Annotated in this window: 17 protein-coding genes; 3 read left to right on the top strand and 14 right to left on the bottom strand. The window is 63.9% G+C overall.

The genetic code is table 11. The features are described 5' to 3' along the window. Positions 1–314: 314 nt before the first annotated feature. Positions 315–1,691, top strand: a complete 1,377-nt coding sequence (locus VIM26_RS24895) for a right-handed parallel beta-helix repeat-containing protein (RefSeq protein WP_331956024.1) — start codon at positions 315–317, stop codon at positions 1,689–1,691. Positions 1,692–1,730: 39 nt separating this feature from the next. Here VIM26_RS24895 and VIM26_RS24890 read toward each other — a convergent pair whose 3' ends face one another. From VIM26_RS24890 to VIM26_RS24835, 12 genes are all read right to left on the bottom strand, one after another. Next, positions 1,731–2,486 (bottom strand): glycosyltransferase family protein, encoded by a 756-nt coding sequence (locus tag VIM26_RS24890; protein WP_331956023.1) that lies wholly within the window; start codon positions 2,484–2,486, stop codon positions 1,731–1,733. Further along, entirely contained in the window at positions 2,483–3,394 is a 912-nt protein-coding gene (locus tag VIM26_RS24885; RefSeq protein WP_331956022.1) for a glycosyltransferase, read from the bottom strand. The genes VIM26_RS24890 and VIM26_RS24885 overlap by 4 nt, the downstream gene beginning before the upstream one ends. A gap of 150 nt (positions 3,395–3,544) precedes the next feature. After that, complete coding sequence (locus VIM26_RS24880) at positions 3,545–4,618, bottom strand: N-acetylneuraminate synthase family protein (protein WP_331956021.1); 1,074 nt, start codon at positions 4,616–4,618, stop codon at positions 3,545–3,547. A 1-nt stretch (position 4,619) separates the two neighbouring features. Continuing rightward, positions 4,620–5,528 carry an SDR family oxidoreductase gene (locus tag VIM26_RS24875; protein ID WP_331956020.1) on the bottom strand — a complete coding sequence of 303 codons (909 nt, stop codon included), beginning with the start codon at positions 5,526–5,528 and terminating at the stop codon, positions 4,620–4,622. Between the two features lie 11 nt (positions 5,529–5,539). Beyond that, the gene (pseB, locus tag VIM26_RS24870) at positions 5,540–6,523 is read right to left on the bottom strand and encodes a UDP-N-acetylglucosamine 4,6-dehydratase (inverting) (protein WP_331956019.1); all 984 of its coding nucleotides are present in this window, start codon (positions 6,521–6,523) and stop codon (positions 5,540–5,542) included. Between the two features lie 123 nt (positions 6,524–6,646). Beyond that, complete coding sequence (locus VIM26_RS24865) at positions 6,647–7,522, bottom strand: hypothetical protein (protein ID WP_331956018.1); 876 nt, start codon at positions 7,520–7,522, stop codon at positions 6,647–6,649. A gap of 398 nt (positions 7,523–7,920) precedes the next feature. Then, positions 7,921–9,126 (bottom strand): glycoside hydrolase family 99-like domain-containing protein, encoded by a 1,206-nt coding sequence (locus VIM26_RS24860; RefSeq protein ID WP_331956017.1) that lies wholly within the window; start codon positions 9,124–9,126, stop codon positions 7,921–7,923. Beyond that, on the bottom strand, positions 9,110–10,426 hold the full coding sequence (locus VIM26_RS24855) for a hypothetical protein (RefSeq protein ID WP_331956016.1): 1,317 nt from the start codon (positions 10,424–10,426) through the stop codon (positions 9,110–9,112). The genes VIM26_RS24860 and VIM26_RS24855 overlap by 17 nt, the downstream gene beginning before the upstream one ends. Positions 10,427–10,568: 142 nt before the next feature. Continuing rightward, positions 10,569–11,360 (bottom strand): glycosyltransferase, encoded by a 792-nt coding sequence (locus tag VIM26_RS27220; RefSeq protein WP_414696568.1) that lies wholly within the window; start codon positions 11,358–11,360, stop codon positions 10,569–10,571. A gap of 10 nt (positions 11,361–11,370) precedes the next feature. After that, positions 11,371–12,336 carry a glycosyltransferase gene (locus VIM26_RS24845; protein ID WP_331956014.1) on the bottom strand — a complete coding sequence of 322 codons (966 nt, stop codon included), beginning with the start codon at positions 12,334–12,336 and terminating at the stop codon, positions 11,371–11,373. Between the two features lies 1 nt (position 12,337). Then, positions 12,338–13,855, bottom strand: coding sequence for a lipopolysaccharide biosynthesis protein (locus VIM26_RS24840; RefSeq protein WP_331956013.1), 1,518 nt, complete (start codon positions 13,853–13,855; stop codon positions 12,338–12,340). Continuing rightward, positions 13,856–15,472 carry a sugar transferase gene (locus VIM26_RS24835; protein WP_331956012.1) on the bottom strand — a complete coding sequence of 539 codons (1,617 nt, stop codon included), beginning with the start codon at positions 15,470–15,472 and terminating at the stop codon, positions 13,856–13,858. It lies immediately after the preceding gene. 112 nt (positions 15,473–15,584) lie between these two features. On the opposite strand from VIM26_RS24835, the gene VIM26_RS24830 reads away from it, so the two are divergent. Next, positions 15,585–17,171 (top strand): polysaccharide biosynthesis tyrosine autokinase, encoded by a 1,587-nt coding sequence (locus tag VIM26_RS24830; RefSeq protein WP_331956011.1) that lies wholly within the window; start codon positions 15,585–15,587, stop codon positions 17,169–17,171. A 381-nt stretch (positions 17,172–17,552) separates the two neighbouring features. On the opposite strand, the gene VIM26_RS24825 is transcribed toward VIM26_RS24830, so the two are convergent. Together VIM26_RS24825 and VIM26_RS24820 are read right to left on the bottom strand one after the other, a co-directional pair. Further along, on the bottom strand, positions 17,553–18,080 hold the full coding sequence (locus VIM26_RS24825) for a peptidase (RefSeq protein ID WP_331956010.1): 528 nt from the start codon (positions 18,078–18,080) through the stop codon (positions 17,553–17,555). A gap of 70 nt (positions 18,081–18,150) precedes the next feature. Then, entirely contained in the window at positions 18,151–20,313 is a 2,163-nt protein-coding gene (locus tag VIM26_RS24820) for a DUF4012 domain-containing protein (RefSeq protein WP_331956009.1), read from the bottom strand. A gap of 41 nt (positions 20,314–20,354) precedes the next feature. Here VIM26_RS24820 and VIM26_RS24815 point away from each other — a divergent pair, with 41 nt between their 5' ends. Next, on the top strand, positions 20,355–20,813 hold the full coding sequence (locus VIM26_RS24815; RefSeq protein WP_331956008.1) for a CAP domain-containing protein: 459 nt from the start codon (positions 20,355–20,357) through the stop codon (positions 20,811–20,813). Positions 20,814–21,419: the final 606 nt, after the last annotated feature.

Genomic DNA, 21,419 nt, shown 5'->3' with positions numbered 1-21,419 from the left:
GCACGTCCCGGCACTACGAGCGGCCCTCGAACGGCACGTCGCCGAGCAGAATGTCAGCCCCAAGGGTCAAGATGAGAACGTGAACGCAGCCTGATGATCATCGGGCCGCCACCGAAGTTCCACGGAACTCGGGACATCCTCGCAGCACGGACGACACGGCAGCTCTTCAGTCGCTATTCGATGCCGCGCCGGCAGGCGGCACAGTCATCCTGCCTCCGCCAGGCAACGGTCAGAGTTCCTACTGCATCGAGGGAAGTCTGACTGTCACCACACGTAACTTGCGCGTGCTTGGCGCCGGTCGCGACATCTACGCCGTGAACCTCAAGAAGACCTCGGGAACCGGGCCAATTATCGCGGTCAAGGCTCCGGGCTTCGTCCTGGACGGCGTCGGCCTCGTTGGGAACGGGGCGGTCAACGGCGAGGGAGCGACGATCGCCGGACTCGAATTGTTCGGCGACTCAAACGGCAATATAGACGCTCTCATCCGTGGGGCCTCGTTCCAGTACCTGTCGGTGGGAGTTCACGTTCGTGCCCGCAATGCCACGATTCAGGAGAACCTCTTCTCAAACTGTCTCAATGGCTTGGTCGTGGATGGGACGGATGCGGTCTACCATACTGGATTAGACGCCGATCAAAACCGTGGGAACACGATCCGCGGCAATCGATTTCATAATATCGGTGCGACCAGACTGAACGCTGGTATACAAATTACCAGTTCTGCGCGCGTCCTGCATGCACTTATCGACTCGAACTACTTCGACTCCAACGGTGTCGGCCGTCATATCGTCGCCACCGGCACCGCCGTCAATCCTCATTCAAAGATCACGATCAGAGGAAACAAGCACACAGAACTGGGCGCCAATGGTTACGACCTCACGTATGTCAACAATTCGACGATTTCCGGAAGCGATCTCGCTGGAAACGCGGTTGGCGGCTACTCGGGACACGGCGTTGTTCTAAGCCATTGCGACACCGTGACCGTTGGAACCGTGTTTGGACTTCAGCTCGGAGGATCCGGGATAGTTGCCCGCGACTGCACCAAACTGAACATACACGACGTGAAGTTCAGATCCGTTGGACTCGACCCCAACGCGGTAGGGAACGGAATCGACATTGATTCTTCGAACACCCTCGTCGATTTGGCTCGTCTCTCGGTCGAGGCAGCCGACGGCTGGGGATTCATCGGCAACCCTGCATCCGCGTCGATGGTGGATTGCGACTTCATCGCATGCGCCCTCGGTCGCATGCAGTCGACCACCACACTAAACCGGGCATCAAAAGGACTGAACACTTTCGTCGAAGGCCAGTTCGGTAATCTAGAGAGCACGGGTCGACAGTCCTATGACTTCGTCGCGGCGACCGCGAAACGCATCGCGATAGTCACCGTCGGATCCAGCTACGGTTCCTTTCTCCTCGACGTGGAGTTCACCGCTCGCGATGGCGTCAGCGGAAACTGCTACGTCGTGGTGCGTCGAATCATTCGACCCGAGAATGGCGCACCTGTCGTCACGCGGATTGGATCAGACTCCCTCGCTAATTGCCAGATCACGATCGTGCCATCGGGCAAGAACGGGGTCGCGGTCTCCCTGACCCCCGCGGCCAAGGTCTTCGGTTCAGTACTCGTCCGGGCATCCGCTGGAGGGGCTGCGAACGGTACAAACCTTCGCGGCGTCACCGTAGCCATGGCCTAGGCTTCAGCAATCACCGGCGAACCTTCATACGAGACTCGATCACCAACGCTCATCCGTGACTCGGAGTCCCTTCTGCACCTCGCGAGCATTGAGTCGGCCAATAGCGGGGCACTTCCTCGCTTGAGCGAGCACGTCACGCCAGCTAAACGGCTCCGGACCGACCACTTCGGCCAGCGCACGAACGGCAAGGAGATCGGCGCGAGTGTCAACGGTCCAGCGGAAGTTTGATAGATCTTCTGCCAAGTCCAGGATAGAGACACGGAATCGTCCCGGCGGGTCGTACAGATACGGCATCACGTGCTCCCGCTGATGCGGTTCTGTTGCCTCGCGCCATGCGCATCGAATAGCGGCCGCAGTCGTCACCTCGACGTCAAGACCCACCGGATAAGTCCTCGCGAACGGAGGCGGAAGTCTGTTCGCGACGAAATCCGCATCAGTGGACCTCAACTTGGCCACTGCGTCGTCAATCAGACCCGGGTCCACAAAAGGACAGTCAGCTGTGACACGAACGACGAGATCGGCGTCATCGTAAAGCCCAATTGCAGTCTTGAAGCGATCGAGTACGTCGAGCGTCGAGCCTCGATGCACAGTGGCTCCGACGCCTCTCGCAACAGCCGAAACTGAGTCATCTGTCACACTGTCGGTGGTCGCCACGATTACGTCATCGACGCTTGTAGCACGGAACACCCTTTGAATTACCTTCTCGAGCATCGGTCGGCCGCCGACATCCTCGAGAACCTTGCCAGGCAGTCGGCTCGAGCCGAAACGGGCCTGAATGACTGCCACAACGCTCACGAAGCACTCCCATGTCGCTCGATTGCGAGCTCCGCGGCGAAGATCAGTTGCGCCGGGCTCCGACTCCAGTCCGCGAACTTCTGAACCATCCGCAATGCTTCCTGGGCCCTCCGCTCGCTCCGAACATCGATACCGCCGTCCATCTTCCCTACGTCGGCAAGGCGACGGGCCAGGTCATCAATATCGTCCAGAACAAATTTGAGTCCGCTCGCTTCGGTGATCCATTGCGAGTTTCCTTCGATCGCCGAAACGCACACTGGAGCTCCACAAGCCATCGCTTCGAGAAGGGATACCGATGTTCCATCGACCGCTGAAGCGCTCACGTAGAGGTCAGCTGCTCTGTACGCGTCGCGAACGATCTCAGTGTTCGACTCCCCCATAAATACGACGCGATTGACCAGTCCAACTCGCTCGACAACCGCCCACAGGTCGGATGAAAGAGACCCTCCGCCGACGACAAGGAGTCGCAGGTCTTGATACTCGTTCGCTACCTTTACAAATGCCCGGACGATTACGTCGACCCGGTAGATCGCCTCATGCCGCCGGGTCGAAACAACAATCCGCTTGTCGTCCCAACCGAGCGTGGACCGCAAGTTCGAGCAACCCGGTGAGAAGTAGGCGAGATCAACTCCCCAAGGGAGCTGCACAAGCGCTCCGGCTGCGGCGCCCAGCTCGACCGCGCGACGAGCTGGTCCATCGTTGTCCACAAGAACTACGTCGGCCCGTCGCATCACCTCAGCTGCATGATCACGCTGAGTCTCGGATTGGTCGACCTCATCCATCAGATCAAAACCCCACGAGCCGGCGATCATAGGACCGTCCCAGAGGCCGGCAACTGTGTACGCGACATCCGTTACCGGACCTGCGTGGATCAGGTCGGGGCGATTTTCCCCGATCTCGTGGGTCACGACCTCGCCAAATGAGGCTCTGCCTGGTCCTTGTCCAGGGGCGCTGCCGTCCGCAGCTCGCGTGACAACGTCGGCGCCCGCATCCTGCCACGCGCGTAGGAATCGATCGTCATGACCGGTCCACGTCCGTGTCAGGTAGAGGACGCGCACTCAATTGTTCCAGACGATGTCACCACGCCGGACAAGTTGCGCCACCTCAAGAGGGAACCTCGTGACAGCCCCGACGACGAGTTGGAGTTCGTCTGCCCCGAATCCATCAGCTGGGGCGGGACGGAGCACGGTGAGATCATCGCGTGTGATCAAGTGGCCAGCGGGCAGCGCGGTCCGTGCACGCAGAGCGCGTCGCTGGACGATCACCGTCTCGGTCTCATTCTGGGCAACTCCCTTCAAGGGCGAGCCCATCGCGGCCTCGAGTTCGCGTGCGCGATCGACCATGTCCCGCCAGGTCACCGCGTCCATCGAAAACCCGTGATCGGGCCCCGGTCGGCTTGTGTCGTCGGTAAAGTGCTTCTCGACCACGCGCGCACCCAAAGCGATTGCACCGAGCACCGAGGAGTGGCCTGGTGAGTGGTCGGAGAGTCCGAGAACGACACCGGGAAAGAGCACGCTATACGCCTTGAGAACGTTGAGATGGATGTGATCTAGGTTGTCGTGCGATCCCGTGTAGTTCGTATTGCACTGCATGAGCACAAGGTTGTCTGTGTACTTCCGAACGGCATGTACGGCCGCTATTACCTCATCAATCTCGGATGCTCCTGTCGCGAGCAGCATGGGCTTGTTCTTGGCAGCGGTATATTCGATGGCCTCAAGCCACGTGATGTCACCGCTGCCAATCTTGTACGCGGGAACGTACGGCGCAAGCATGTCGATAGCAGCGAAATCGTAGGCCGAGGAGAAGTAGTGGATGCCGGCGTCGTCACACGCCCGTTTAAGCGTGGGAGTCCAGTCGTGTGGGATGGAAGCTTCGGCGTAGACTTCGGTGACCGGCTTCTCCCAGCGTGCTTGATGACCGATCTGCGCTCCTAGTTCGCGGAATCCTCGATCTGAGACGATTTCTGTGGCGGTGAAGTTTTGGAACTTGGCCGCGTCGGCACCGGCCTTCGCGACGAGATAGATGAGTTCGACCGCGCGATCGAGATTCCCGTCGTGGCTCGCCGCAATATCTGCAATGAAGTAGGTCGGTTCATTGGGGCCGATCAGTCGTTCTGCAATCGAAAACGTCATGTTAAGCGACCTCCGTGGATGCGTACGAACGGATTCTAGCAGGGACACCACTGACGCTCTCAGCGAGAAGACGGACCAGGCCCGCATTCTGTCCTGGCATGCGTTCTCCGAGCAATCGTTCGGCGCGCGCGGTGGAAAGGCCAAGCAATGCAGAACGCCGCGTGGCGAGGTGGTCCGTTGACAGGACCGGCTCGACAAGGCTTGGGTCCAGGCTAAACGCGCGCGCGAGTGCGCGGCCGAACTCAAGTTTTGAAGTGGACTCGCTGCTCACCACGTGGAGGACGCCGTGGGCGCCAGCCTCGACCAGGCGTTCGAGGGCTTCGACGAGTAGTCCAACGTGAAGGGTGCTCACCTGCAGGTCCGTAAAGCCGGGCGTACGAAGGCCATCAGAAAGGCGCCGATGGTAGAACTCCGCGAGACTGCGAGATCCGGAGGGGCTCCAGCCGTAGAAGTTCACGCGCGCCACGAGCGCGTCGGGATTCGCTGCGAGGACCGCTCGCTCGCCAGCGAGCTTCGACCATCCGTAGGCCGACGTTGGCGACGGCTCATCTGCCTCGGTGTATCCCCCCGTCGACCCGTCGAAGACGGCGTCTGTCGAGATGTGAACGAACGGAATTCTCGCCCGTGCCGCCTGACCCGCGAGGTCAGCAGCGGCGGTCGCGTTGAGGGCGTGTGCCCGGTGCGGATCCCTCTCGCATGCTTCGATTGACGCGATCGCTGCAGTATGGATGACAGCCTCTGCGCGGGACCGTTCGATGAGTCCGTCCCGTTCGCGGGGATCCTCGAGGTCGGCTCGAAGGAACGGCACCGGACTGGCTGCCGGAGTATGACGGGCCGTTCCGATGACCTGGTGCTCGTTAGCGAGGTGAATCGCTGCGTTCGCCCCCAGGAGTCCGCTCACCCCGGTCACGAGCCACCGCGTCACCTGTCGGCCCCGGTCATCGTCCGCAACTGGTCAACCGAGAGCCACTGGTCGTTGGAGTCGGACTGGTAGATGAAGTCCTCGGCTACCGGGATGCCCTCATCAGGCGCTTCGTAGCCCCAGCCGTTCACGTATGGCATCACCACGTATCGGTCGCCCAACCGTACCGTCCTTCGCGAATCGTCTGGTGCGATCATCTCCTCGTGAAGCTTTTCGCCTGGGCGAATTCCGATCTCATGAATTGGTGATCCGGGCGCGATCGCTTCGGCGAGATCGTTGATCCGCAGGGACGGAATCTTCGGGACATAGAGCTCCCCTCCCGTCATGATCTCGAACGACTCGAGCACGAATTGTACGGCTTGCGGAAGAGTGATCCAAAACCGCGTCATTCGCTTGTCCGTGATCGGAATCGATGCGCCTTCTTCAGCGAGTCGGCGGAATAGCGGCACGACGCTGCCGCGAGAGCCGCTCACGTTCCCATAACGAACGACGGCAAAGCGCGTCTCGTAGGCCGCGGCGTAGCTGTTTCCGCTGACAAACATGCGGTCGGCGCAAAGTTTCGTCGCACCATAGAGGTTGATCGGACTCGATGCCTTGTCTGTCGACAGAGCAACAACCTTCTTTACACCCGAGTCGATCGCTGCGTCGATAACGTTCTGCGATCCGTAAACATTGGTTTGGACGTATTCGAAGGGATTATATTCGGCTGTGTCCACCTGCTTGAGCGCGGCCGCGTGTACGACGTAGTCGACGCCGTGCATCGCCCGATCGAGTCGCGATCGGTCTCGAATGTCGCCGATGAACCAGCGCAAACGAGGATCGTCGTTATACAGGCGACGAGCATCGGACTGCTTGAGTTCGTCTCTACTCAATATCACCACCCGTCGCGGGTCATGGTTGTCGAGTAATTCACGTACGAAGGCCTTGCCAAACGAACCCGTACCACCAGTGATAAGGATGGAAGCTCCGGTCATCAGGGACATGCAATAGCTCCAATTGGTGTGAAGTTAAGTTCTATTGTCTGGACATGGTCGTGCGTCCTAGGCGTTCACGGTGGGCGAGCTTCACCGAGGCTCGACCAGGTCCGCGCCGCCCAGACACTGCGCTCATCGCTGTGCCGCCGAGACCACGAGCGCACGAAGCGCGCGACCGACGCGCCGGCGGGACTCGTCACCCGTAACGGCGACGACCCGCAGTCGCGACGCGCTCTCGGATGGCGGCGCGCCGGGTGACAATTCGCTGAAAGGGCCGTCAGATCGGTCCCGAATGAACTCGAGGTCGCAAGACAGTGCCCGATCGGGGTCAGCAGCGACGAACACCCGCGCCCCCATCGCGAGCGCGTCGACGGCGCTCGTGGAGACGACGCTCACGACGAGATCGCCCGGCCGGATCTCGTCTTGGAGGCTTTGGCTCGCCGTGCTCACGGAGTCAACCAGGCCGCGCAGGCAGAGCCAACCCGCGCCCGTGCCGGTCTCCGGATCCCGAGGGTGGGGGCGAAGGACACACTCGATGCCGCGCGACTTCGCCGTTCGAAGAACTCCCTCGAGGCGACGAACCTCACTATCCGAGAGGTCCTCCATGGAGTGGCAGAGCAAAAGACGGGATGGTGCGTCAGTAGTTGGCAACAGCCCCTCGATCTGGGGGCGTCCGACGACCGTCACGCCTACCGTCGGGGCGTGCTCCGCGAAGAACGCTTGTTGCACCTCGCCCCATGCCATCAGCCCGTCGCAGAGCACGGGAAGGTAGGTGGACGGCGTCGGGGTGCCGTGGACCAGTGTCGTGATCGGTGCCTTGCGTGTCCGCGCGGCCCACACGAGGGGGCGAGCGTATGCGGCTCGGTCGAAGTCGACCACCGTCGCCCACCTCGACTGAGCTGTCGCAGCCGTTTTCGCCGCGTGTTCATACCGCACCGACTGGGCCACGACGAGATAGGCGAGATAGGCGCGGGGAACGTGCGCGAGCTCGGCCGGCAGAGCTTTCACTGAACAGAGCGCCCGCCATCCCTGTGCGAGACGTGGAAGGGACACGACCTGTGCGATTGACCGCATAGCAATGCTGGGAAAGTATTCTCCTACCGGGAGTAGATCGTCTGACAGTCGCGTGTCCGCAACGACCGTGACCTCGAGGCCCTCAAGGCGCGCGGACTCGAGGATTGCCAGGACGAACTGGGCGCCATGGCGCACTGGATTGGCGACGACGACGCGAAGAGATGTGCCTTGCCCAACCCGAGCGCGGCTCCTGCGAAGCGGAACCGAGCAGGCGGCCAGGTGGAGAAACACGAGTCCGACCATTCCCCGACTTGATGGCCGGGCCAGCCCCAGGTGGTCCCCAATGCGGAGCGAGTCGAGGATTTCTGCGGTCGACGCGTGCGGCCGGCGGGTCATTGACCCACCACGTTCCGCTTGGCTATGCGCGCCGCCCGTACCCAACTGAGCATCGATGAGAGCAAAGTCAGCGATACCGACCGCGAGTACGCAAGGCTCGGTAGCCCCCGCTGTAAGGGCGCCGCGGTCGACAGGTCGTCCGGCGGCACCAGCCGCGACGCTTCCAGATAGCTGCTGCCACTGTTGCTGTCCGGTTCTAGATACGCTCCCTCGGCCCATTCGTTCCACGCGTTGATGAATACCAGACCCTCGCTACCCCGGAGGCGGACCTCGGTCATGCGTGCTGCCCGGAGCCACCTGGCGTAGCGTGCCGGCGACCCTCCGACGTAGACGGTTGCCCTCGTTCCCCGTCGCGCCGAGTTGTCCCATCCCGGCATGACTCCGCCGTGGCGTATGAAGCCGGACGGTGTCCGGCGCGACTGGAACTTCTTCGCGATTCGGTCATAGGACAGGAGCCGACCACCGAACTTCTCATCAAGCCCGGCGATGGGCGTGAGGTGCGCGGCACCCAGGGTGTTAGCGCCCACCGGGGGGAACTCCGCTACCGCATCGAAACCGAGCGGGCGTGGGTCCAGGCCGGGAGTAGTTTCGGCGGCAATCAGCCAGAGCGGCCCGACCCCGTGGCGCTCTGCCTCGTCACGCCAAAGGCGCGCGAACCTGTCGCCACCTGGAAGCTGGTCTGCCCGATGCACGACGAGGACTGCAGCTCCGGACTTTCGAAGGTACCGGGGATCCACCAGGTACGGGAGCAGGTCCTTGAACACGCTCGCGGCGGTGTCCTCCCGATAGTCCTGCGCCATCAGGATCTCGTGATCCTTGCCATCCCAACGGCGCGTCCAGTTCTCGTTCGCCCACGACAAGCAGAACGGAAAGTCCGGGCCGCGGGAGAGGTAGTTCTCGACGGGCTTTTCGAGCAACCTTGCACCGTTGAACCAGTAGAAGTACATGCAGAACGCGTCGATGCCGTTCGCGGCTGCGAGTGCCGCCTGCTTGTGGACGACCGTCGGATCGCTCAGGTCGTAGTAGCCGAGTTCCGCAGGCACGCGCGGCTGATCATGACCCACAAAGAGCGGTGCGGCGCGTCGAACGTTCGTCCACTCGGTGAAACCCCGCCCCCACCACTCGTCGTTTTCGTCGATTGTGTGGAATTGGGGCAGATAGAACGCGACCGTTCGCGGGCCCTGGCTATTCTCTTCGTGCATCGTCGCCAACCTCCTTGATCGGTGTCACACTGCTCCGCAGCGCCCTGAGTCGCACGCCCACGTCGCGACCGAACCGAAATAGCACGGCGCGCACGACAATAGTGAACAAGAGATAGCCGAGAACCTCGTAGAGCGACCCGCGAAGCACGATGAACAGCAGTGCACCTGTCGGCGCATCGACTACCTGCGACCCCAGTCGCCTCCCGTCTACAAGACCCGATCCGCCTCGCGCTACACCGAGCCAGACCCCCAACATCCCGAGGAGAACGATCGTGCCAGGCAGGCCGGCGAGGAGATATCCCTCGGCCCAGAGCGGCATCGAGACGTTGGTGAACGTCATTCCGGTTGCACGTGCGACCAGTGGGCCGCTCACGAAGCCAACGACCTTAGGAGCGAGGAAGGGGACCCAGCGAAGAACGGGCGCAATCACGATCATTGCCGGATTGACTACCTCGCTACCGCTCCCTCCTTGCACAGCCACTGCACGTGCCAACATCTCAAAGGAATCAAAGTCGAACGTCCGTAGCGCTACCGACGGCGAGAGTGCCTGGATACGACCTGCCCCGGTCCCATCACCTCGCATAAGGTCGAGAGAGGGAAAGATCGTAACCAACAGGAGGATCATGCCCACGGGCAACAAACGGACCGCTGGGCGGTCGATCAACTGCGCGCCCACAACCGCGACCAAAAAACTACCCGTCAGAAAGCGCGACCCGATGAATGGATTCGTCACCGCGAATCCGCTCAATACCGAGACGATAAGGAGCGAACGGTTGAGCAACATTCCGGACTTCGAGCAGGCGATCGCCAGTGCCGGAACTGTGATGGCCGCGGCAGTGGCGAGGAAATAGAGCGTCCCGCCACCGGGTACGGTAGCCACATTGAGCAACTGGGCGCGAAATCCGCTTCGACCGGAGATAAGCGCCGTCGGCCCCATCAGAGCGACGAAGAGTGCCGAAACCGCGAACTGAGCGCCCACAAGAATATGCACAACAGGCCGGGCGCGGTCTGAACGTTGAACCGCTTGCAACAGAGTTTGTCGGCCTTGTCTAGAACGCCTCGACGCTAGCCGCCGTCCGACCGCGACGGCTATATGACCGGAAAGCACGATCACCTGGGCTCGGAATATCGTCGAATCCTCGAACTGCCCGAGCCAAGGAAAGAGTCCGGTGGCGAGCTGATACGCGGGCGCAAGACCGAGGAACACAAAAGACCACGCCCAATAGCAAGCCCACGCGAGGCCAAAAGGGCGTGCCCGTACCGTCCGAACCGTCATTATTGCGCTAACGGCAATAATCATCGCTGCGGCGTACCGAACGGCACCGACTGCATTACTTGTGCGCGACCACAGCGCGGTACACGACGACCAGGAGAGAATCAGGACCAGAAGCGTGGTCAAGATCGTCGCCAACGGCACTCGCGGCACGAGCTCAAAGGACTTGTCACGCACTATCGGCGACCAACCCCACGAGGTGCCCCGCATTTGTGTGTCGGCGACGCGCGCCCCGACGCGAAGGTACGAGAAACTCCGGATACGTGGTGAAGAACCTAACTGCTGACGCAATCTCTCGGCGCCACGCGGCGAAGACGAATCGACTTGTCTCACGCTGCCAGTCATGAATCCAACGCGCGCCCGGGTCCACAATCACTCTGTGACCCGCTCTCCAGGCTCGAAGACCAAGGTCGTGGTCTTCATAATATAGAAAATACCGCTCATCCCATCCACCGAGAGCGTCGAACGTGCTTCGAAGTCCTCCGATCGCTGCCCCGATCGACCATGCGACGTACGTGGGTCCGGGAGAGGTGTCAGGCGTGTAACGAGAGAGCCTGGCGCCCGGCAGCGCTATCCCTCGGTTCGAGAGCTTGTCCACGAGAAATGGGAAGCCTCGGCCATTTGGCTGGAACGAGCCGTCGGCGTTTGTCAGTTGGGGGGCTACGAGTGCTCCGTGACGACGCGCAAGTCGAGCGAGTCCGTCCAGGCTGTCGAATACCACCTCGACGTCGGGATTCACAAAGGCGACCCATTCTGTGGTGGACGCTCCAAGACCACGATTGTTTGCTCGAGCGAACCCGACGTTGCGCGGCAGTTCGATGACGTCGGCTCCGAGCGCGCGTGCGACGGTGACCGAGTCATCGCGCGAAGCGTTGTCGACCACTACCCATCGGACGCCTGAAAAATCGCGGCCCTGCCACCGTTCGCGCAACTGCCCGGCGCTGTTGTGAGTGACGGTCACGATCGTCCATTCACTTTCCACGATAGCCTGCTCTTTCGCTCATTGGCCAAAAAAGGGCGCCGACCATCAGCGCGACGGTTCTTCCCAGCGGTGCCGTTCTGAAGAAGACCGCCCGGACCATCCGTTCGATGATCTGAACTGAGATATTGCCCCGTGCTACTGCGGCGAGGACCATATGGTCTTCAACTGCGAGGGACGGCTGGCGATCAATAGCGGTTCGAGCCATCACCACCCTCCAGCCCCAACGCTGTCGGGCGAGATACGAGCCGATCGCCGTCGGCATCAGGCCCCCCACGCGCGACCGAAGGTGCCTCGTGCGCGCGACAATGCGCGCGCCCACCTGTTCACCGAGCACGTTCGCCTCGTGCTGGACGTAGTCCTGCACGACCGCCCCGACATAGTTGATGCCGCCGTCTATCTGGGCGCACACCGCTAGCCAATGATCGTGGTAGCTCGCATCCGTTGGCTCAGGAAAAGGCAGGGCTCGGTCAAGTACCGCAGGTCGCAAGACTGCGAGACTGCCGGTGACGCGGTTGTCGATCAACAGGCCGAATAGGTCCACCGGTGTCCTGGCGGTGACTCCGCCGGCGACGGATTCTCCGAGGCGGTCGACCAGTCGAGCGGCGCCGACAACCAACGCCGCCTGGCCAAGATGCGGCACAAGCATTTCGAGCTTCTCGGGCCACCACTTATCGTCTTGGTCGGCGAGCGCCACCCATTCTGCGGTCGACGGGACCTCGGCGAGCACTCGCTCGAAGTTGCGATAGAAGCCGACATGAGCAGCGAAGCCGACAATTTCGAATCTGGGGTCTCCTGATGTTTGCATTCGTACGAACCTACGAAGATCCGTATCTTCGCCGTCGATGCCGATCACGCAGCGCCATTCTGTCAAGGTCTGGAATCGGATCGACTTGAGCTGTTGTCGCAGGAGCAACCGATCCGCCCTAAAGAGGGCCATGCAGATGTAGCCGGTCATCTCAGCCACCCCCCTCTTGCCGAGCACGAAGAGCGATGGCTGCGACGAGCGCACCGATGACGATCAGCCCGGCGCCGGCGATCCGCCACCAGGTCCCCGGTGCGACTGCTGCGACGATTAGGCAAGTCAATACGCCGGCCAGAGCCTGAGGTACGGCGAGCCACAAGTTCAGCTGCGGGGTCCCAGCACGGCGCCGCATCCATGCGGCCATCGCGATCTGAATACCGTGGAAGATCGGAAGCATGAGTGCGTATACCCAGATGCCTGCACCAGGAACCAGTCGGTGGGTTGTGAGCGCGCACGTACAACCAATGATCACGGACACGGGCGTGGTCAATGCCAGCCAGGCCGTGCGGCCGGAGACGAACACCATATGAATGTTTGCGAGGTACAAGACCATCATGGGTGCGGACGCGGCCACGATCGCCGCGGCGCGGTCGGAATCGATACTGCGTAGTTCCGGAGGCGCCACGAGCCCAAGGACTATAGGCGCCAGCAACGCCGCACCCGTCGCCAGGGCCGCAGCGAGCCACGTCATCGTGTTTGTTGTTCTTGAGATCATGGATACTCGCTCAGACGAAGTCGCGCGGTAGACCATTGGTGCCCATGAGTTATTGAACGCGCCGATGACTATTATTGGGACTGATCCAATAAGTACGGCGAGTTGCAGCTGTCCAACATCGGCTGTGCCTACCTCGCGCGCAGCGATGATGACGATCAAACTCGTGGCGGCGACCATGGCAAGTTGGTGTGGCACCGTCGGCAGTCCGATACGCAGGGCCGATCGCGTGCGTTCGATCGAGAACCGCGGGGGTGAGATGAACCTGACCACGAGGAGCGTGCTTAGCCCTACCGTGCATTGCCCCACAGCGAGAGCGGTGAGATATGCATCCGCGCTGCGGTCTTGCAGCGAGATTGTCGCGAGGCCGAGGAGTGCCGGAACCCAGGCTACGCAAAGCGCAACAACTAGGAATAGCCTGACTTTGCTGAGCGCTCTTAAATGGGCCAATGCGGTCGTCGAGACCGCGATTCCGGCCGCCGCGGCGGTCGCCGCGACAAGAACATAGGCATCGCCACCGAACGGTAGCCACGATCCCCACGACCGCGCGGTAGCGATTCCTATTAGTGCGAGAATCCCGGCTCCACCAGCACCCATGACAACGAGGCCCGATGCACCGCTCGCACCACTTTTCTCAAGAATTGCGTGGCGTGTGACGGACGCGGGAAGCCCGAGCGCCAGCAGGACCGCGGCAATCTGCAGGATCGACAGGCCGAGAGAAACCAGCCCGTACTCCTGCGCGCCAAGGGTTCGGGTCACGAATGGTGTGACCGCAACCCCGGTGATCATCGGGGCTGCTGTTGCCATCGCGTAGAGAGCGCCCTCTCCGAGCAACGTCCGTGTCGGCGAAGGATCAGAGGTGGGGCGATTCCGCGACTTCTTGCCAGACCTAAGTGTGCCGGTCGGTACTGTCTTGTCCTCCTCGGCGACTAGGTCTGCTTGTGAAATCGCCTCCTTCACTTAGTACGCTCCCTCTCCGGCGAGGACCGCTCTGGCGGTTCGTGCCACAATTGCGACGTCCCCGAATAGCGTCCAGTTCTCCACGTAATAGACGTCCATGCGGATTCCATCCTCCGCGGAGAGGTCGGATCGTCCGGATATCTGCCACAGGCCGGTGAGCCCCGGCTTAACCAGGAGCCTGCGGTGTGCTTTGCGGTCGTACAAGGCGACCTCGCGGTCGATTTGCGGGCGCGGCCCGACCAGGCTCATGTCGCCGCGAAGCACGTTGAAGAGCTGAGGCAGTTCGTCCATGGAATAGCGGCGCAGGATTCGGCCAGCGCGCGTGACCCGGGGGTCGCGCTTGAGTTTGTAGAAGAGTCCGACGGTCTGTTCGCCCAGCACCTCGTCCAGGCGGGTGTCGGCGTTCACGTCCATGGTCCGGAACTTGATCATCGAGAAGACCTTGCCGCGAATCCCGATGCGGTCCTGCCGGTAGAACACGGGACCCGGGCTCTCGGTCTTGACCAGGATCGCGATCACGACCAGAGCGGGCGAGATGATGATCGTGATCAGACCCGCAACCAGCCAGTCCACGAACGATTTCAGCGCGTACTTCGGCCCTGCGAACTGGGGCTCGTCCACATAGATCAGGGGCAACCCGTTGACGGGCTGCATGAGTACTCGAGGTCCGGCCACGTCTGTTAGGGAGATTGCCAACGCCAGGTCGATGCCGGTGCCTTCCAGGTCCCAGCCGAGGCGTCGCACGGCGTCGGCGGTGATCGTGTCCGAACCCGAAACCGCGATCACGTCCGTATCGACCGCGCGCGCGACCTCGGCGGCGTTCTGGAACGTGCCGAGCACGGGCACGCCCAGGATCGTCTCGGCGGGACCCACGTCTCCCTCGGGGATGCACACCCCGACTACGCCGAAGCCCGCATTGGGGCGCGCAATGAGGTCGCGGATGAGGGTCTCGGCCTTGAGTCTGTGGCCGATCACCAGCACCCGTGAGTGCAGGAGGCCCGCGCCGCGCTGGCGGTGCAGCCACTGCCGCCACCAGAACCGGCCCAGCAGGATGAGGGTGAGCCCGAGGGGCAGTGCGATGGCGAGGTAGCCCCGGGCAATCTCCATGCGCAGCAGGTAGGCGATCACCGCGACGAAGGCGAACAGCCGCCAGGTCACGCCGACGACCAGTTGGTACTCCGCGGGTCCGGTACCGACCAGGCGCCGGTCCTGGGTGCGCCCGACCGTGAGAGCGAAGAGCCAGGCCCACATCAGGACGATGGACACCACTAGGTAGCTCGGCGACAGGCGGCCCGCGACGTCAGCTCGGCCGCCGCTGGTATCGAACCGGATGACATAGGCGGTGAACACTGCGGCATACACCGCGACCGCATCGGTGATCACGAGCCGACTCGCGTAGGCGGTCCACCACCGGGCGGGGTGATCGGGCGTTCGCGTCGAGCCGACCCGAGGTCGAGCTCGCCTTGCGAGATGCGCATCCAGGACGTCCGTCATAGACCCCCCTATGCCGCCCGCAGCAAGTTCGCGGTCCGCGTTCTCGTCTGCATTCAGGAATATAGCGGCTCGCGCACGGGGGACAAGGCCAGACGTTTCTCCGCAAAGGGGCGCAATCGGCATAAATGGACTGGGCTGGCAGTGCTATTTAACCCGCTCCCGATCGGCGCGCTGTGAGATTATGACGCGACGCCGGGCCAGAGCCGCGCGGCCGCACCAAGCAGGGGGAAAACCGGTGGAGCTGCACGATTACGTTGTCATCCTGCGCAAGCGTTGGATGTCGATCCTGGTGATCGCGACGCTGGCCGTCGCTGGTGCCCTGGCCGCGACCCTGCTCGTCACCCCGACCTATCAGGCGAGGGCCCAGGTCTTCGTCTCGGTTCGTTTCGGCGGCACCACGGCCGATCTGTTGCAGGGCAGCAACTTTACCCAGGGGCAGGTGAAGTCCTACACAGACCTGGTCACCAGTCCACGGGTGCTCACCCCTGTCATCGAGCGACTGGGCCTGTCCACCACGCCCGATGTGCTCGCGAAGTCGATCTCCGCCGACTCTCCGCTCGATACCGTGCTCATCAACGTCACGGTCACTGACACCGACCCGCAGGCGGCCAGCGACATCGCCAACGCAACCGCCGGCAGCCTGGGCACCGAGGTGACCGCGCTGGAGAAGCCAGCCGCCGGACAGGCGTCCCCGGTCTTGATCAGCACCGTCCGCACCGCAACGGCGCCGACGCTACCGGCCAGCCCAAGCCTCAAGCTCAACCTCGCGCTGGGCCTGCTCGTCGGCCTCGCCGTCGGGGTCGGGCTCGCGGTCCTGCGCGAAGTGCTCGACACTCTCGTCCGGTCGGAGAGCGGCGTCCGGCGGGTCACCAACGCGGCCGTCATCGCGACCATCGGCTTCGAGCCCGATGCACCCAAGCACCCGCTGATCGTGCAAAGCAGCCCGTACAGCCACCGCTCCGAGGCTTTCCGCAGGCTGCGGACCAACCTGCAGTTCCTCGACATCGCCGACCGGCCGCAATCCATCGTCGTCACCTCCGCGCTACCGGGCGAGGGCAAGTCGACGACGGCCATCAACCTCGCCATCACCCTTGCCGACGCCGGTTCGCGGGTGATCCTCGTCGACGCCGACCTGCGCCGCCCCTCGGTGGCCAAGTACATGAGCCTGGAAGGTGGGGTCGGGCTGACCACCGTGCTCATCGGGCAGGCGTCCTTGCAGGACGTCGTCCAGCCCTGGGGCAACGGCTACCTAGACGTCCTGCCGTCGGGCCAGATCCCCCCCAACCCCAGCGAGTTACTCGGGTCCCAGTCCATGTCCCGCCTGCTCGAGACTATGACCAGTCAGTACGACATCGTGCTGATCGACACCTCACCACTGCTCCCGGTAACGGACGCGGCGATCCTGGCCAAGCTGACCGGCGGCGCGCTCGTAGTCGTCGGCGCCGACAAGCTCCATCGTCAGCAGCTCGCCGAAGCGCTGGGATCCCTTGAGACCGTGGGCGCGCGCATCCTCGGGGTGGTCCTGAACCGCCTCCCGCGCAAGCATGCGGACGGCTACACCTACTACTACGAGTACGCCTCCACGCCGACGCCAACGACGGCGGCCGCGAAGGGGCAAGTGTCGAAGGCGAAGCGCCCGGCCCGGCCGCAGGTGGAGGTGGAGGTGCCGAGCCCGGCTCATTCCGGCTCACGCCGGACCTCCCGCTCGGGCCGGGAAGAGGCCGTGGAGACGATCGACAGCATCTTCGGTCCGCCTGTTGCGACGGGGGCGACCCGCTGGCCCGAAGGGACCCTCAGCGGCGGCGGGGAGACCCAAGCCTGACGGTGCCCGACGGCAGCCGGCACAACAAGGGGTTCCCGCTATACGCGGCGGGAACCCCTTGTTGTGCTGGCGTCAAGAACCTGCTCAGGCGTCTACCTTCGGCGACTGACGACGCCTCGCGACGAACACCACGCTCGCGCCCGTGAGGATGAGTGCACTGGTTCTTGCGGGACATCCCGGTCGGGCCGGGACGAGGCCATGGAGACGATCGACAGCATCTTCGGTCCGACACTCGCGACGGGGGCAACTCGCTGGACGGATGAGACCCTCAGCGGCGGCGGGGAGACCCAAGCCTGATGGTGCCCGACGGCAGCCGGCACAGCAAGGGGTTCCCGCTACATGCGGCGGGAACCCTTTGCTGTGCCGAGGTGAAAGACCTGTTCAGGCGTTTGCCTTCGCCGACTGGCGACGCCTTGCGACGAACACAGCGCCGGCGCCCGCGAGGATAAGCGCACCGGCGCCGACCGCCAGGCCCCCGCCGTCGAAGCCCGTCTCGCCGAGCACCGAGCTGGTGCTCGTCGGGTCAGTGCCCAATGCGGCGACCGTCAGGGACTGCGAGCTGATGACCGCGCCGGTGGCGGTAGTCGCCACCAGACTGAGCCTTCCACTCTGGGAGAGGGTGACCTGGAACGTCACTACGCCACTGGCGTCCGCGGTCTTCGTCAGGGACTTGGTGCCGGCGATCTGAATTGCGGAATTGGGGATCGACGCCGGGCTGGTCGTGATCGTCAGGGTCACGGGCGAGTTCGGTGCGGCACCGGTGATCCTGACAGTGACCGGGGTGCCGGCGGCCGGCGCGGTGTTGGAGATGGTCGACCCGAAACCGGGCGCCTCGTACGCCATTGCGGCGGTCGGAGCAAGGACGAGACCGACCGCTGCCGCGGCCACCAGAGCAGTACGTCGAATCACGACGGTTCCCTCCACGGATGTGCACTGACTGAGTTGTTCGATTTCGAACACACCGGCAGCCTAGTGGCGGTCAGGTGCAACCGGAAGGCGAACTCGTGGCCGCTTTCTGTGCGGCGCCCGGGGTGACCCGCACAATGGGCGCTCCGGTCTGTCCTTTTCCGGTGACAATGTCGTAACTGATTATGGCCTGTTCGCCGGGTCTGAGCTGAATTGTCCGACCCACGACGACCAAGCCACCCTCGCTCTGCACGAAGCCACCCGACACGCCACTATTCACCCGCACGTTCTTCACTTGGCCCCCTGCGGGCGCGTAGATCAGCACGTTGGTCCGTACCTCGCCCTTGGGGACCACGCGCCCGTCGCCCGTGACGTAGGGCGGCAGGTCAGCGGCGTTCGCGGGGGCCGTGGAGGTCAGCGTCACCGTGACGGTCACGGCCTGCGAGCCGTCCAGGCGACAGCGGCCAGAGGCTGCGACCACATCGGTGCGCAGGTAGTAGCCGATCTTCGCGGCGGTCCCATCGTTGAGGTAGACGCCGATCACGGGCGAGTCGCCCCGGGCGCCGACTGCTTCACCACTTAGCACCGTGCCGGCCAGCAGCGCCTGCTCGGCGGGGCGCGCCGACCACACCATGAGTCGACCCTCGCGCGCCGCACTGGCGAGCGCGCCGACCGTCGCGGCACGATCGCCCCGACCATCGACCACGGCACCGAACACGGAAGCCGCCGTTGCCGCGAAGAAAGCGTCCTGCTTCTGCGGGTCGGCGATAGTGAGGTACACGGTGTTCAGCAACAGTCCGAGGGCGTTGGTGGCGGTCACCGCCTGACCGGTCGGCAGGGTGACGGGACCCGTCGCACCGAGCACGTCGGCCAGGGTGCCCGGGTCGATGGAGAGCACGCCGTCCACCTCGGTGCCGACCTTCTCGCTCCAGATCGCGCGCGCGAGAGCCCCCGAGCGGGGGAAGTTCGGCGTGAACGTGACGTCCCGCATGTCGGTGCCGAGGCCATCGCCGAAGAGCGCTCGTTCACCGGTCGTGAGAGCCAACGCCGGCTTGAGAAGGCCACTGAGGTCGCCGCCCGAGCGCTGCTCGAGGACCTTCACGACGCCGTGCTCGGCACGCAAGAGGATGACCTGCCCTACCTCCCCGCCCGTCGCTCGCTGCTCGGCGTTGTTCTGCACAAGCAGCAGATACTGGCGCGGCCCGCCCACGCCCAGCATCGCCGGCAGCAGTTGCACCGCGCGGGCCGCGGTCGCGGTGGTCATGGCGACCTTCGCCACCTGGGCGCTCAGGTCCGCCAGCGGTGCCGCGACGCTCGGGACCAGCGCGCCAGAGTCGATCGCGTCCAGTCTCGCGGCTGCGGCCATGACCGCGGAGTTCGCCGCCACCACCTTCGGCGCGGCCTTCACCAGGGGCGCCAGGTCAACCCGGCCGTGCACGGGGGTGAGCTTGGTCGGGTCCACGAGAGACGTGGCGTCCAGCAGGGCCGGCAACGCGCCGGTGGCCAGGTCGTCGACCACCTCGCTCACGGTCTGCACGGCGCGGATATCCACCCCGAGCCAGGGCACCGCGCCCGCCGCCACCCAGGCAGGGCCGTGCGTGTCTGTGCGCGCCACCTCGGCGTGATGCTGGAGCGACATCAGGGTCGAGGCGGCAGCCTCCCGGTCACCCCCCTCCACTTGTTCTTGCAGAATTTGGACCTGCTTGCCCGCGGTCTTGAGCTCGCCGCGGGCATGCAGCGCGTCGACGCCGAGCCAGGTCGCCCACGTGATGAGCACGGCCAGCACCAGTGCCGCACAAAGCAACCCGCGCCGCAGGGCGTGCCGGACGGGGCGCCGCCTGCGACGGACGCGCTGCCCGCGCGGCGACGTGTCCAGATCGGACTGGTCAATCCCATCCGCCGGCACAGCCGTCGCTGACCATTGAGTACCCCAACCTGGATGCGTCACATCGGTCCCCCCCCCGCGTCCTGCCACCTGCATGTCGACCCGGCGATGGTATCGACGGTTCGCCGTGCCGTGCGCGGATCGAAGAGGCCGCCGCTCCCGGAGGGGATCGCAGCTAACCGGTTCGTGGCCGTCGAGTTGCCAAGTACGGAAACCGGCCGCCGGGCCGGACGCCCGCCCGTCGCGTCGGCTCTCGATAGGGTTGCGGCGCTGATCGAACGAGGCCCAGCGGACCCAGGGGGACGGACGTGATACGCCCAGAAGAGGTCCGGCCGGCCAGTTGGCGGCCATGCGAGCCGCGCGGGGACCGACGGCCTCGGCAGGTCCTCCTCGTGCTGATTCTTGGTGCGGGAGTCCTCGGGCTCGCAGGGTGCGGCAGCGGACCCGACCGCGCGAGCCAGCCGTCGTCGGCCGCACCCAGCGATCCGGTTGCCTACGCGGCGCAGATTCTCCGGGACACCAACGACGTGCGACAGGCCAGGGGCCTGACGCCGCTCGGCGGCTCGCTGTGCGCGCAACGGGCCGCCCTGCAGCGGGCCGGCGACCTGGTCGGGGTCGCCACGCTCGCGCACGCCTCGCTCACCGGTGTGATCGCCCGCTGCGCACCTGCGACGACGGCCGCGGAGAACCTCAGCCGGGCCGCCGCGAGCCCCGCCGCAGTCATTGACGCGTGGATGGACTCACCGGGGCACCGCTCCAACATCCTCGACCCGGGGCTGACCGAGCTCGGCGTGGGCTGCGTACCCGAACACGGTGCGATGCTCTGCTCGCAGGTGTACCTCGGCCCGTGAACCGCCCGTGAGTGCCGCCGCGAGTCCTTGAACGGCCGCCGTCACACCTCGAGGTGCTCCACCAACTCGCTGGCGGCCAGCCCGGTGTAGGACGCCCCATCGGCTCGCGGTCGGTGATGCCAGGAGAGAATCGCAGCGCGAGGCGCAGGTCCGTTCATGGAAACCGGCAGGGGACCCGTCTCGGTCTAGTTCGATCGAACGAGTTCCGAAGGATTCCTCGAGAAAGCGGCGGTTGTAGAGGCCCGTCAGCGAGTCATTGGCTGAATGTTGCCGAAGCTGTTCCTGTAGCGACCTGACCTCGTGCTCGGTCGTCCCAAAACTCCGATGAGCGGGACGCACCGAAACCACGATCACCCGCGAGCTCGTTCGAAATTCATCCCGACGCCGACGTAACAGCTGCGATCACGGACATCGCGCCCCAGTTCGCGCCACCCCACTGGCGGAACCATTCAACACATAGCGGGTGATTCCAGGGCGAAGTCGGAATATTCTACGCGTCGTGCACGCAGCCCCGATCATCGACAGATCACCCGCGCAAGGGCTGACGATAAGGGGCGCGCGGCTTAGTGTTTTGTGCAGGCGGCGCTTTTCCCATCGACCAAGCGA

This window comes from Pengzhenrongella sp. (assembly GCF_036565025.1).
Lineage (GTDB): Bacteria > Actinomycetota > Actinomycetes > Actinomycetales > Cellulomonadaceae > Pengzhenrongella.
Note: the sequence above shows the minus strand (reverse complement) of the source record. Positions and strands in the feature narration are given on the sequence as shown.